Source organism: Algoriphagus resistens, assembly GCF_001442615.1.
Lineage (GTDB): Bacteria > Bacteroidota > Bacteroidia > Cytophagales > Cyclobacteriaceae > Algoriphagus > Algoriphagus resistens.
The window spans coordinates 29,702-43,014 of the sequence record NZ_LMXN01000002.1; the positions used below are offsets into that span (position 1 = coordinate 29,702).

Consider the following 13,313-nt stretch of genomic DNA (forward strand, 5'->3'; position numbering starts at 1 on the left):
TAGAACCATTTTTATTAAGGAAATCGCTGTTGTCCAATTATCCTGATGATCCTAACTTCATCTTCAATTGAAAAATAAATTGTGTGAGAACTATGTACGCAAAATCGATAACCGGGTCTAATTTCTGTAGCAGATGGATACATTTCAGGCCTTTCCACAATTCTCTCAAAAGCGTTTTCCAATGAGGAAAAGTACTTTTCTGCCTGTAATTCTCCAAAATTGGATAATCCATACAAATAAATATGGATTAGGTCTTCTTCCGCTTCACGGGTGAGTGAAAATATCATTAGGCTTTTCGCGCGCGTCTTTTGGCTTCTTCTAAAATCTCAGCCATGGATTTTTGAGACAGCCCGCTTTCCTCACCTTTAATTAGCTCATTTCTTAGCCAAATACGCTCTTCTTCCTGTTCTCTCTGATGCCGGATCAGATCATTTATCAATTCGCTTTTGCTGGCATATTCATTTTCCTGAACCTTCTGTTTCATCCAGCGGTCATTTGGTTCATTTACTGTTATAGTTTGTCTGGCCATAGTGCAGTGTAGTTATGGTGTAATAATACACCAATTAAATACAATTATCAACGTTAAAGTTCCTGAACAGCTACTTTGTGAATATTATCTACTATATGATCACTTTTAGGAACGTATTAAGTGGTTGTCTCAAATTTTGCGATAGCCAGTTAATTGATCAATTTTCAGGACAATCTTCTTTAAGTTCGGTTCTAACCAATTCTTTACCTGCATTCCTTTCACCCTTCCAAAAAAGCTTTTTCTTCTTATTTCTTAAATGTTTAGCCCATTCTCCAGAAACAGTTATATGTCCTCTTTTCTTGTGTGCCATAATCCTGGGTTTTTATAATTCTTTTCTACTTGACTTTCCCGATTAATTACGATTCCTGTTCAGTACACTGATAACCAATTTCTTCACCGTGTCCATTTCTTCAGGTTTACTTGAAGCGATAAATAACGTTAAGCTGGCCAGTGCATCATTGCTAATGATTGAGATTCCCTCTTTATTATGCAGTAAATCGTTTGACTGCAAAAAGAGAAGAAAACAAGCTGCTGCAATTCGTTTGTTTCCATCTACAAAACCATGATTCTTGACGATCAAGTATAGCAGGGTAGATGCTTTTTCTTCCAGGGTAGGATAGAAGTCCTCTTCACCAAAACCTTTGCTGATCTGTGCTATTGCGCTTTCAAAGCTTCCGTCTTTTTCTTTTCCAAATACACCGGATTCAAAATCTGATCTCATCGATGCTATTACCTCTTGATAGTGAGCTAATTCAGGGTAACTAGCTTTTCTCTTGCTTAATCCCTTTTTATCCAGGTTCTCGTGATCGTAATCATCCAGTAACTCCAATCCTTTTGCAAAGTAATTCAGCCATTCCAAGTTTTGATCTTGTGCTTTTTGTTCAATGGCATGGCTTAATATGCGGATGCCATCTTTTAGAGTTTGTACTTCCTGTTGTTTCTGAGCAAGTCTATTTTCATTGATTGCATAGCCCTGCACTAAAAAGTCTTTAAGTCTCTTGGTTGCCCACTGACGGAATTGGATTCCTTGTTTGGAGTTGACTCTATAACCCACCGAAATGATCATATCCAAATTGAAGTGATCAATTTTTCTGTCAATATTCCTTTTCCCCTCAAGTTGAACTATCCGGAAATTCCGGATAGTTGAATCCTTCTCCAATTCCTGGGTTTTATATATTGTCTTGATATGCTCACTTATTGTTCTTACATCTTTACCAAAAAGTTCTGCCAATTGCTTTTGATTTAGCCAAACGGTGTCTTGCTCAAACTTTACCTCAATCTGAGTTTGGCCATCACTTCCTTGATAAATTTCGATTTGGTTTTCCATTTTAAAATTTGATACCATTATTTCGGAATTCCCGTATAATATGCTTCGGATTTAATCCGTTTTTCATGTCAATTATCTCTTCAAATGATCCTGTCTAGCATGATTGCCGATAATGATAAAAGTGAAATTAATTTTTTAAATTTATCTATGAGAAAAATTGCATTTACTTTTGGTTTATTCTCCTTGATTGGGTGTAAGGAAGTAGAAAAACCCCTTATGGATCCGTATGGCATTTATACTGTAGAATCCATGGTTTCGTCTATTCCGGTGGATTTCAGCGATACAGGTGAGCAAATTACCGAGCACGCGGCTAATTTTTTAATGTGTGGACCAGGAGAATTTTCAATAGAATGGCGTCTGAATAAGCAAACTCCAATTATGGATTTTGATACATTCATGTTTTGGGATTGGTTCAACCCAAAAACAGAGGAGTGGGAAATTATTAAGGGATGTGGATTTTCACGTAGGATTGTGAATCAGAAAGAAAATGGCGATTTGGAATTGATGTTTTACGGGGGTGAAGGAGCTAATTCAACAAACCCAAAAAGTTTTCTTGATCAATTCGAAGTATTAAGCTTGGACTATTTTCCAGAGGATAAATCCATCCGTATGGAGACACGCCAAAAGGTGTATGACTTTTTTACAGAAGAATATGTCGAAACTGAAATTGACTATTTGTTTTCCTTTTCAAGGCCTGTTTTTTCAATACCAAATTAGGGAATATATCAACAAAGAATTCCATATACTTCTTTCTTAATTTTTATATGAGCTATAGAAAGTCATTCTATAACTCATATTTTTTGTATTTTTGAGCTATAGAATTAATTTCAATAGCTCATGAAATGGATTTGGGAGAGGTCAGATTGGCCAAACTTTACATTTGACGAAGCCGAATTCACACATTTAGAACGCGAATTTCACCGAAATACGGGTTTGATTTTAGGTTCGCTTAGAAAAGTGGATTTATTTCCCGATACAGAATGTGTAACCTATTGATAAATAAATAATTAACCATAAAACGGTACAAATACGGTACAAAAATCAAATATTCTTGATTTTTTTAGGCTTATTTCAATATTAAATTGAATTGTTTGAAGTATAGAGTTTTGTTAGGATTCCAGGATTTGAGTGCAACTTTTCTAAGTTATTATGGAAATTATAGAAGTCAATTTCAAGGTTAATTGTTACAAATATTTTTTTAACTCTTTTCTTATTTCTTGATCTAGTTCTACAAAATTTCTCATGTTCTCAGAAATTTTATCTCCTATAAACCTAGGAAGTTTTGTGACAATATTATTGAATTCTACAATTAAATCATTTTCAGGAATGTTAGGTGCTTTTTGATTTAGAATTTCCAAATAGGCTAGGGTATCTAAAAATTCTGACTGAATGGATCTTGCTGCTCCATTTTTATCAAAATGCAATTCCCATATTCTTTGATTTCCTAATACATCAATTTCTTTTTCAGTATTTACAAATAGCTTCGTTAATTTATCTTCCTCTGGAATATTATCACATATTTGATAAATTTTATTGATAGTCCTAGCAAAGGATTCTGGTAAATTTCCAAATTTAATTTTGAATTCCTTCTCTTCAATTTTTTTTGTGGGTGAAGTATTCAATATCTCTCTTATATATTCATTTAAGTCTAAGTTTTGTCTTACTATTTCTTTAGCAGTGGAATGAGTTTGACTTTTCTTTTGTAGAATAAATTGTTGGTAAGCTAAAAACCCAGCCACAACAATGAAAACTGTTTGAATTGTAATCATAGCAGAATCCCAGATGGAGGTAGAATTCTCGATCAATTTGTAAAGTTGGTCTAGTGTCATTTTCTATTTCTATTCAATACACTTATCACCAATTTTTTCACCGTATCCATTTCTTCTGGCTTACTGGATGCTATAAATAAAGTCAAGCTCGCAAGTGCGTCATTGCTGATAATTGAAATTCCTTTGCTATTATTTAAAAGATCATTTGACCGCAAAAAGAGAAGAAAGCAAGCTGCTGCAATCCGTTTGTTACCATCTACAAAACTATGGTTTTTGACAATGAGATAGAGTAGGGTGGCTGCTTTTTCTTCCAGGGTAGGATAGAAGTCCTCTTCATCGAAGCCTTTGCTGATTTGTGCTATTGCACTTTCAAAGCTTCCGTCTTTTTCTTTTCCAAATACACCAGATTCAAAATCTGATCTCATGGATTTGATTACCTCTTGATATTCTGATAATTCAGGGTAGGTTGCTTTTCTTTTACTTAATCCTTTTTTGTCCAGGTTCTCATGATCATAATCATCAAGTAATTCCAAACCTTTTGCAAAATGATTCAGCCATTCAAAATCCAAGTTTTGGTTTTCTTCTTTTTGCTGAATTGCTCTACTTAAAATTCGAATACCATCTTTTAGAGTTTGGACTTCCTGCTGTTTCTGGGCTAGCCTATTTTCATTGATTGAATAGCCTTGGATAAGGTAGTCTTTTAACCGTTTGGTTGCCCAGATTCTGAATTGGGTACCTTGGTTCGATTTTACTCTATACCCAACTGAAATGATTACATCTAGGTTGTAGAAGTTTATTTTTCGGGTAACTTTTCTTTTACCTTCTTGCTGAACTGTCAAGGATTCCTTGACAGTTGCAGTTTTATCCAATTCTCCTTCCTTATAGCAGTTACTGATATGTAAACTGATGTTTTGCTTAGTTTGATTAAACAAGCTTGCCATATGATCTTGAGAAAGCCAAACAGTTTCCTGTTCAAATTTCACCTCAATTTGGGTCTGGCCATCAGTCCCCTGATATATTTCGATTTGGTTTTCCATTCTAAACTCTAAAATTTTCTACTACACGCATTTCGGCATTTCCGACTTAACACCTTCTCTTTTATTTAGGCAACTTACTATCTTTCTCGCTAATGGGAATCAATATATGACCAAACATACTAAGGACACGATTGACCTTGGATAGGTTTAGATTTTCCTTTCCTTGTTCTATTTTCCTGATTACTGTAAGTGCAACTCCAGCTTTATCGGCAAATTCTTCTTGAGTCATCCCCAACTGCTTTCTTCTGGATTTTACAAATTCTGCTATTTGATTCATTCTATATGTATTTGCATATAAATTTAGACGAAAAGCTTAAATTATATGCTTTTGGATATAATTATTCCTGACCAAGTTTAAATGAGCCATAGAAATTCACTCTATCGCTCAAATTTTCGGAAATACTGAGCTATAGAAATAAATCAAATAGATCATATCATGGATTTGGATCGGGCAATTAGGTTAGGTTTGAAAATTATTTTGAAATCAAACGACACATAATTTTAACTCTAAATTTTAACCATCATGGATTTCAGCCAAATTTCCACCAGAAAAATAGTTATCGATATTCTTGATATGAAGGAAAGAGCTAAAACTCTACTCCAGAAGGACAATGCATTCAATAAGTTTCTAGAAGATCTATTGAACTTGGATGTAGACCAGGAATATGAAAATGGATATCCAACATTAAAAGATATCTCAAAAAGACTCGATATCAAATACGATAGGCTCAGAAGATACCTACAGGATATTTATAAGATACTTGTTGAAAATGAGGATGATATTTTCTTCTCTTTTCAAGAAGTGGAATATACTTTTTATGTATTCGGAAGGAGGGATCATTCAACTTCATTTACAACAAAAACCCTCCCTGTGATCCCTAGACTAGGAGAGACCATAGATTTACCATTTTTCAATGCATATTTCGGTAGCTCTACTTTTTATGTGAATAATGTAAGCTATGAGTTTTCTGGGGAAATGCAGAAAGTGTTCTTTGATCTTAGACAAGGCTACTTTAATCCATACTGGCACTTTAGAAAAGCCCAAGCTGAAGAAGAAGGTGAATTATCTTTTGATGATTTGATGAACTTAAATGAATACCAGCAAAAAGCCAAACTAGGATTGGGTGGATATAGGGCTTGGAAGTAAAATTAGATGACTTGATAATTATCTAAGAAATCCTGACTCCTGGTCAAAAAGAAAGCAATCCATAGGGCCTTTCCTGAACGCCTTAAGATTCATTTTCTGATTTGATCAAGAATTAGGGATTTCAAATACCATATCCTCTTTAATTAAGTCTGACACATTCAGGGTAGGCAACATGTATTTTTCAAAACCAGTTTTTTCCAATTTCGCGTGTAAAACCCCTCGTGCTGTACCAATTGTTAAAACTGTCAAGTGAGTAAGAAATCCCTTTGGTATTATGTATTTTCCTGATTCAGAATCAAGAAAACCATCAAAGGATTCTTTTTCAACATCAAATCCACATGTCAATTTCAGGACAATAAATGGGGATTCCTTACACTTAAACAATATTGAAAAACGTACCGAAACAGTATAGGTTTCAGGGTCAACTTCGAAGCCATACCCGGTTTCTACTTTTACATTTTCTTCCTTATTGTAACATTCCTTAATTGTTGCAAATTCATCGGTTGAGATCCCTTTTAGGTTGAATGTTACTTGCTGACTTGCCATGAGTTAAGCTACTTTTAAATAAGGATAGGTCTCTTGAATTGCCGTAGAAACTTCTACAGTTGAGGGATTGGACTTTGTTACGGTTTCTCCCATAAGGTGAAATGATATCGAAATCCCTGTTTTATTTTTTTCTTGAACAACTTGTTTTTGTTGAACCAAGGCAGTTTTCAATTCAATGTTTTGATGGTAAAATGCTAATACCTCTTTTTTTACAAGAACTTCGTCACGCTTAGGGGAAACAATTAATTTTTCACCTAGAACAGATTCAATTTTGGCTATGCTTTTTAAGGTAAAATTATGGGTGCCTTGCATCCATTTACTGATTTCAGATTCTTTCTTACCCATTAAATTGGCTAGATCCCGTTGGGTTCTACCTTGCTTTTCGAGTAAATCATGGATTCTGTTGACAATGTCAAAAGAATGATCTACATAACGCTTCACTTCATCACTTACTTGAATTGATTCGAAAATTGCGCTCATAACTAGGGTTTATTTTGTGTAAAATGTCAAATCTCCGGAAATATTCTTTCCAGTAATTTCAATCTGATCATTTTCTAATTTTTTGTGAATCACAAATGCTAAGGTATTCATTGCTTCGAAATGGGGATATGCATCCGGACTGTCTTGAACTTTTTGAGATGACTTGATTCCTCCATTGCCTAAAATCACTAATTCATCACTAATTCGGTAACAATAAAGCCGAAGCTTCGAAGTTGTGATGGGAATTGCTTTTGCAGATCTCTCAAGTCTAAAATGCCTTTCCAGGGCACCTGATTCCTTTCCAATTTTCTGGATCCAATACGCGATAGTTTCAATATCTTTTTGATAAACAGGATCATCTTTGAAGCGAATAAAGAATTCGTCTGTTTCATTCATTCCCTTTCCATCTTCTTCTATGGTATAGAATTGGGTTTTTCCGAAACTGAGGTATGTCTTTATTTCAAAGTAACGCTTCACTTTTAAGTTAAGTTTACAAATGTATCAAAAATTTATTGAGATAAGCAAGCTTATCATTTTGAAAATTGGGATTCCCATTCAATCTTTCTTCCTTTTTGGGCCAAGAGGCCATCGGTTTTCATGGTTTTAATTACCTGATTTTAGGATTCCGGTTTTGGAGTTTTTAAAAGCATAGCAATCCCAGCATTCAAATGAGTTCCACTAAGGATAATTAAAGTGATTAGGAGCATTCTAAGTATTAAAATTCAAATGAAATAATAAAGGTTAATCTGATTTTCTAGGATTAATTCCTGGTCAAAAACTTTTTAAGACTTTTGCTTTAAATATTTCCCGCGTTGAATCCCTTTAAAATTAGTTTTATTGTATTGGAGGATTTTTCTTAGGTTTTCTTCCTCTTCACTTAAGCATGGTGCCAAGTCGAAGGCGATACGATCTTTTTGTATTTGATCAGGAAATGCATCTTTTAGGACGAAAAAACATTTTGGTTCTCCATTTGAAACCCCAATTACATAATCCATTTTTTTACATCTAGCTAAGCTAAGTTTCCAAGCTCTTTGTGTGGCTTCGATATAAGTTTTTCCCTCAGCCAAAGATTTTCCAATATTCACTAATATGATCATAGATTTTATTTTAAAGTTGTCATTTCCAAAAAACTACTAGGTCAAATTTTTCAATTGTTTAAGAGACTAAAAATAGATTTAATAATACTCCTTGATATAAGCATAAGCTCTATCAAACAACATCTGATCTTTGATCTTGTATTTTGCCCATAGGACCTTTCTTAATGAGCTCTGAATTTCTCTTTCACCTTGATTGGAGTCTTGCCAACCAGGAAAACGAACTACTCGAACAATAGCATCAATGTCTGTTACAATTCGCTCCACAACTGCGGGAGTTTGATCTGTTTTCAATTCCAAAAAGAGTTCAGTCAATGCTGCTTGAGGAGTTTTCTCTTGTATTAGGTCTTCTAATTCCTTTTCTGCTTGCACAGTTTCCTTGGCTAGTTTGCAAAGCTCTTTCACAAATTCAATGGAAGATATCAAACCCTGTTCTGCTTTATTTCGAAGCTCTTCCAAACGGTCACTTAGCTTTTTGAACTTTGGATTGCCAGCATGTTTCTTAAATCTTTTGACCAGGATCTTCTCCAGTTTCTTGGCATTCTTAGGATCAGGGTTGTTGAAAATTTCTTCTATCACATCTGCATCCAGAACAAATTCTTCTAGCTGGTGAACTTCTCCGACATGAATATTCTCATGTATGAGTTTGGTGGTTTGAGCACCCAATGAAAACCAAAGTAGCTTACCGATATTATCAGAAGCTGGTCGAACAGATTCAAATACTTGGGATAGCCATTTATAATCTGAATTGTAAAGATCCAAGATGTTGTCAGGGGAGAGGGACTCCCATAGCTTTGAAAGGAATTTGAAATCCTTTGCAAAGGCATCCTTTTTCTCATCTGTTCGGATTGCATTCTGAGCCGCTTCCAATCCCTCAAATCCTTCAATAGTTCTATCTACTCCTTCAAAATGACTCAATGTATCGCGCATTGCTTGAGGTAATTTTCCTCTCAACTCTGACAAGTTCGAGATCACTGCCTGCACACTTTTTTCATCAAATTGTAAAGCCTTGGCAGTATCATCAAATACCCCAAAATAATCCACAATTCGGCCAAATGACTTATTGGGATAGAGTCTATTCGTACGACAAATTGCCTGGAGTAAGGTATGATCTTTAAGTGATTTATCCAGATACATGGTCTGTAGAATAGGAGCATCGAAGCCAGTTAGCAATTTGGCAGTCACAATGATAAACTTTAGATCAGATTGTGTATCATTAAACTCATCCACAATTTTCTCCTGCTTGCCTTTATCCATTGCCCATTTCTGCTTGAACTCGGGTTTATCATTAGCTGTAGTTGACATCACAACTGCACTAGCTTCTTCTGGGAAATATTGATCTAATGCCTCTTTATATTGTACACAAGCATATCGGTCAGGAGTAACAACCATGGCTTTAAATCCATGAGGAGCTACTTTTTCATTAAAATGGGTAGCAATATCGGCAACTATCTTTTCCACTCTCTCAGGAGACTTTAGAAAGGCTGCCATCTTTGCTGACTTCTGATTTAATGCATCCGCTTCTTCATCAGTTAATGCAACTTCATCCTGAAATTCCTTGAAAGCCTTATCTATGGTTTCCTTATCCACGTGCACATCTACCAAACGTGGTTCAAAATGCAAGGGTAGGGTAGCATCATCACGAATAGAATCCTGAAAAGTATAGCGAGACATATAGCCTCCTGTATCTTCTTCGGAGCCAAAAGCCCAAAAAGTATTTTTATCCGCTTTGTTTACTGGAGTTCCTGTAAGACCAAAAAGAAAAGCATTTGGCAGGGCAGCTCGCATCTGACGGCCCAAATCGCCTTCCTGCGTTCTATGCGCTTCATCAACCAATACAATGATATTCTCCCGAGTATTCATGTTTGGTTTTGCATCGCGAAACTTATGAATCATCGACACAATTATCTTACGGGTATCGCGTTCAAGCATTTCCTGCAACTCACTGATATTTTCCGTAGTTTCTACATTTGCAATATCCGCAGCATTGAAAGTGCCGCTGATCTGGGTATCCAAATCTGTCCGGTCCACCAGAATGATAACAGTAGGACTTTTAAGCTCTGGAGTTCTCCTCAATTTTTGCGCTGCAAAAACCATCAGAAAGGACTTGCCCGAACCTTGAAAATGCCAAATCAATCCTTTCTTGATTTTACCTTCTTTTACACGCTCGACAATCTTATTGGCTCCTTCATATTGTTGGAATCGTGGAATAATCTTGATTCTCCTTTTCTTTTTGTCTGTAGAAAACAATGTGAAATTCCGAAGGATGTCCAATAATCTAACGGGGTTCAATAAATCCGAAAGCTCTTTTCCAACATCTCCAAGTCCTAATCTTTTTGCTAAAGCATCATCATCATTCTCCAAACGCCAAGGTGCCCAAAATTCCAATGGACATCGGATAGCTCCATAAAAGAGTTCCTTGCCTTCAGTTGCAAATGATAGAATGTTTGGTACAAATAATTGAGGAACCGTATTCTCATAGATTTCATGGATCTCATGAGCTCCATCTAGCCAACTTACAGAAGGACGAATAGCAGTCTTCGCTTCACCTACTACCATTGGAATACCATTAATCAGCAATACGATATCAGGGATTTTCGTTTCCCGATGATGAATTCTATACTGATTGGTAGCTACATAGGTGTTATTTGATAGGTTATCGAAATCAATCAAATGAACCGGAACGTGACGATTGTTTTCACCAAAAGGCATGGTCCTTTCACCGCACATCCACTTAAAAAATTCTTCATTTGCCTTAACCAATCCAACTTGAGGAACAGCGATTAAAATCGCTCTTAGTTTATAGATTATCTCATCAGCCAATTCAGGATTTGCCGAAATCTCAGGATTCAAGCGAATCAAAGCGGACTTCAGCTCGGATTCTACCAATACTTCATTCACTCCACGCTGAATATCCTTGGCAGATTTATAGGCCCAAGTAGCCCCGTATGAAGCTTTGGATTCTTGAGCGCCATTATTATTCAAATTTACTCCACTGAGTTGGTGAATAATATAATGTTCTACGCTATTGAGTTCGGTGAATGACATAGGACTTCGGCTAATGATTGATGATCTCTTTTACAAAGGGACTAAAATTTAACCCTTTACCCCCAGATTTTACATCTAATAAGTACCGTTCGTCTTTATCGGCCCATATTTCTAAATCCACTGCATTTTTATCTTCTCTGATTTTAAATGTATCAGATAGGTTGCTTACAAATCCCTTTGGCAATGTAATCCAAATGGAATGATCCGTGGTGTTCAGCAATAAATGAACATCCTCATCAAATCTTGAAACATGAATATTAAACCACCACACAGCTTTGGCCTTATTGATTTGAGAATAGCTCGTATTACCATTATTCAAATTTCCTTTGAAGTGGATGTTTACATAGTTGATTAGCTGCTTTTTCTCCATTGGATTATGACCTTAAACCTTTCTCAACCAGCTGGTGAATAATATTATGTTCTACGCTATTGAGTTTGGTGAATTCCCTTTCTTGAACTATATTCTTTGTAATATAAAATTGAATTTCTAATTTTTATTTACCATTCATCCTCATTTGATTCTTCTTCAATTTTGGTAGAAAGTCTATAGTATTCCTTAAAAATATCTAAGCTTGGCTTGAGACCGTCAAAGTCAGGTAATTCAGAAAGTTCCTCATCAATAATATCGAATACTTTATAATTGGCAATTACGACGCATCTCTTGATCGATCTTGTAATGGCAACATTTAATCGATTAGGGCTATAAAAAAAGTCAAGCCTTCTTTTAGACTCCAAAGGATGCGAGTTAGACATACTGTAAATTATATAATCTCGTTCTTGCCCTTGAATCCTGTCTACAGTGTCGATAATCAATGATTCTGTTTCTTTAGTATCAATTCTACCAATGGTATCATTCAGAGCTTTTTTGATTTCCCTTACTTGCGCCCTATAAGGAGTAAGAATCCCTATGTCTTTCAAATCAACCCCATTTGAAACCAAGTCACTCACTATTTCTGCAACTATCTTTGCTTCGTAGGGAGATCTACCTTGGGAATCGAATTCGCGATGCAAATACAATACCTTCGGGTCAGAATGATTAAGAACTTCTGAAAAGTTACTACTAGACAAATACCTATGGGAAGTGCCATTCAGAATTCCTGATGTCAGTTGGTTATTGTAAAACAGGTTGTTAGGAATTCTAATCAGTTGTTCATTTAGTCGATAGGAGATAGTCAACAGAGACATATCATTAGGATAAAGCCTCACCAACCTACTAAATATTGACTCAGAAAACATGGAAAGGCCAGTTCCAGAAGGAATGATTGGATCAAGCTGTTTGTGATCTCCAACAAAAATATACTTCTCCGTTTTGGACATGACTGCTACAGCCAATGGAATACTCATCTGCGCTGCCTCATCAATCAAGGCGACATCAAATTCCCATTGGTCTAGTCGCTTTGAGGCTGGATAGCACATGCAAAATGGTGTTCCACCGATGACAATTCCCGATTTACTGAAATCATTGGAGTAATTATAGGTGCCGAGAGAAAGTCTTGTTTTCCTGGTTACAAATTCATTTCCAAGAATCTCTGCAGCCTGATATTTTTCTCCAATTTTCACAACCTTGGATGCATCTTTGATTTCTGCTGAAATGGCATTTAAAGAATTATTAATAGCTGTATGTGTCGGACCAGTTACAAAGACTTTCTTTCCAGATTCAACAAGGATTTTAGCAATATGGGCGATAGTTTTCGTTTTGCCTGTTCCAGGAGGGCCTTGGATTAAATGGAAGTTTTGAGAATTTATACCTTTCTCAATCGCCTTATTTTGAGAAGGGTTCAATACGGAATATTGAAAGCTGGAAATACTTCTATTCTCCAAACTCCCCCCAAGGAGTTTTTCGATTTTTGACAGTCTTTGGCTGTCATATTCCAAGTTTCCTGCTGTAGCTGTTAGCAACTTAAGGGTAAGGTCTGTCTTGACAATATTAATTTCCCAATTGTTTGGATTATAATTTTCAGAGTCGATGTAACAAAACTTTACGTCGAAATCATTCGGAGCAATGATGAAATTGGAAATCGTATCCTCCTTGATTTCCATTTTGAATGATTTGGTCCCATTGCTTAAAATAACCTGACCCCCTTCTCTAAATTTTGAAATGTTATTCTGACTGTAAATTTTTGCGGATCGAATAAATTTTTGGGGCTCTGGAATATAAGGACACCAATCATTAGGAGCATAGTCATAAAAATCAAAGTGCACTCTAAGATTGGTCATAGTAATCCCTTTGGCGACTCTTTCGTCAATAGGTAATCTCATTTGCTCCTCATATGCTTCATCCTCTTTTCGCTGCTGAATGGCAATCGCCTGTCTAAATTCACTTAATACTGGCATGG

At 35.8% G+C, this 13,313-nt stretch carries 17 protein-coding genes; 3 read left to right on the top strand and 14 right to left on the bottom strand.

Going from position 1 to position 13,313, the window contains the following annotated elements:
• Positions 1 to 14: 14 nt before the first annotated feature.
• The 4 genes from AS141_RS27330 to rhuM (AS141_RS03470) all read right to left on the bottom strand — a co-directional run bounded on the left by AS141_RS27330 (position 15) and on the right by rhuM (AS141_RS03470) (position 1,856).
• On the bottom strand, positions 15 to 287 hold the full coding sequence (locus tag AS141_RS27330) for a type II toxin-antitoxin system RelE/ParE family toxin (RefSeq protein WP_057936249.1): 273 nt from the start codon (positions 285 to 287) through the stop codon (positions 15 to 17).
• Positions 287 to 529, bottom strand: a complete 243-nt coding sequence (locus AS141_RS03465; protein ID WP_057936250.1) for a ribbon-helix-helix domain-containing protein — start codon at positions 527 to 529, stop codon at positions 287 to 289. Before AS141_RS03465 ends, AS141_RS27330 begins: the two co-directional genes overlap by 1 nt.
• A 157-nt stretch (positions 530 to 686) precedes the next feature.
• Positions 687 to 839 (bottom strand): hypothetical protein, encoded by a 153-nt coding sequence (locus AS141_RS26495; protein ID WP_157243375.1) that lies wholly within the window; start codon positions 837 to 839, stop codon positions 687 to 689.
• A 42-nt stretch (positions 840 to 881) separates the two neighbouring features.
• Positions 882 to 1,856, bottom strand: coding sequence for a RhuM family protein (rhuM, locus tag AS141_RS03470; protein WP_057936251.1), 975 nt, complete (start codon positions 1,854 to 1,856; stop codon positions 882 to 884).
• 99 nt (positions 1,857 to 1,955) lie between these two features.
• On the opposite strand from rhuM (AS141_RS03470), the gene AS141_RS03475 reads away from it, so the two are divergent.
• Positions 1,956 to 2,573, top strand: coding sequence for a hypothetical protein (locus tag AS141_RS03475; protein WP_057936252.1), 618 nt, complete (start codon positions 1,956 to 1,958; stop codon positions 2,571 to 2,573).
• A gap of 120 nt (positions 2,574 to 2,693) precedes the next feature.
• A complete protein-coding gene (locus AS141_RS25890) occupies positions 2,694 to 2,852 on the top strand; it encodes a DUF4172 domain-containing protein (protein WP_082632167.1) in 159 nt (52 codons plus the stop codon).
• Between the two features lie 188 nt (positions 2,853 to 3,040).
• Here AS141_RS25890 and AS141_RS03480 read toward each other — a convergent pair whose 3' ends face one another.
• From AS141_RS03480 to AS141_RS03490, 3 genes are all read right to left on the bottom strand, one after another.
• Positions 3,041 to 3,685: a hypothetical protein gene (locus AS141_RS03480; protein WP_057936253.1), complete on the bottom strand. Its 645-nt coding sequence runs from the start codon at positions 3,683 to 3,685 to the stop codon at positions 3,041 to 3,043.
• On the bottom strand, positions 3,682 to 4,662 hold the full coding sequence (gene rhuM, locus AS141_RS03485) for a RhuM family protein (protein ID WP_057936254.1): 981 nt from the start codon (positions 4,660 to 4,662) through the stop codon (positions 3,682 to 3,684). The genes AS141_RS03480 and rhuM (AS141_RS03485) overlap by 4 nt, the downstream gene beginning before the upstream one ends.
• Before the next feature lie 61 nt (positions 4,663 to 4,723).
• The gene (locus tag AS141_RS03490; protein ID WP_057936255.1) at positions 4,724 to 4,939 is read right to left on the bottom strand and encodes a helix-turn-helix transcriptional regulator; all 216 of its coding nucleotides are present in this window, start codon (positions 4,937 to 4,939) and stop codon (positions 4,724 to 4,726) included.
• Positions 4,940 to 5,185: 246 nt separating this feature from the next.
• On the opposite strand from AS141_RS03490, the gene AS141_RS03495 reads away from it, so the two are divergent.
• A complete protein-coding gene (locus tag AS141_RS03495) occupies positions 5,186 to 5,809 on the top strand; it encodes a hypothetical protein (protein ID WP_057936256.1) in 624 nt (207 codons plus the stop codon).
• Between the two features lie 105 nt (positions 5,810 to 5,914).
• On the opposite strand, the gene AS141_RS03500 is transcribed toward AS141_RS03495, so the two are convergent.
• The 7 genes from AS141_RS03500 to AS141_RS03530 all read right to left on the bottom strand — a co-directional run bounded on the left by AS141_RS03500 (position 5,915) and on the right by AS141_RS03530 (position 13,311).
• The gene (locus AS141_RS03500; protein ID WP_057936257.1) at positions 5,915 to 6,355 is read right to left on the bottom strand and encodes a hypothetical protein; all 441 of its coding nucleotides are present in this window, start codon (positions 6,353 to 6,355) and stop codon (positions 5,915 to 5,917) included.
• A 3-nt stretch (positions 6,356 to 6,358) separates the two neighbouring features.
• Positions 6,359 to 6,835 carry a helix-turn-helix domain-containing protein gene (locus tag AS141_RS25895; protein WP_082632168.1) on the bottom strand — a complete coding sequence of 159 codons (477 nt, stop codon included), beginning with the start codon at positions 6,833 to 6,835 and terminating at the stop codon, positions 6,359 to 6,361.
• Positions 6,836 to 6,844: 9 nt separating this feature from the next.
• Positions 6,845 to 7,312, bottom strand: a complete 468-nt coding sequence (locus tag AS141_RS03510) for a hypothetical protein (RefSeq protein WP_057936258.1) — start codon at positions 7,310 to 7,312, stop codon at positions 6,845 to 6,847.
• Positions 7,313 to 7,617: 305 nt separating this feature from the next.
• A complete protein-coding gene (locus AS141_RS03515; RefSeq protein WP_057936259.1) occupies positions 7,618 to 7,932 on the bottom strand; it encodes a hypothetical protein in 315 nt (104 codons plus the stop codon).
• Positions 7,933 to 8,010: 78 nt separating this feature from the next.
• Positions 8,011 to 10,977, bottom strand: a complete 2,967-nt coding sequence (locus AS141_RS03520; RefSeq protein ID WP_057936260.1) for a type I restriction endonuclease subunit R — start codon at positions 10,975 to 10,977, stop codon at positions 8,011 to 8,013.
• 10 nt (positions 10,978 to 10,987) lie between these two features.
• A complete protein-coding gene (locus AS141_RS03525) occupies positions 10,988 to 11,347 on the bottom strand; it encodes a hypothetical protein (RefSeq protein ID WP_057936261.1) in 360 nt (119 codons plus the stop codon).
• 128 nt (positions 11,348 to 11,475) lie between these two features.
• On the bottom strand, positions 11,476 to 13,311 hold the full coding sequence (locus AS141_RS03530) for a DEAD/DEAH box helicase (RefSeq protein ID WP_057936262.1): 1,836 nt from the start codon (positions 13,309 to 13,311) through the stop codon (positions 11,476 to 11,478).
• Between the last annotated feature and the right edge of the window lie 2 nt (positions 13,312 to 13,313).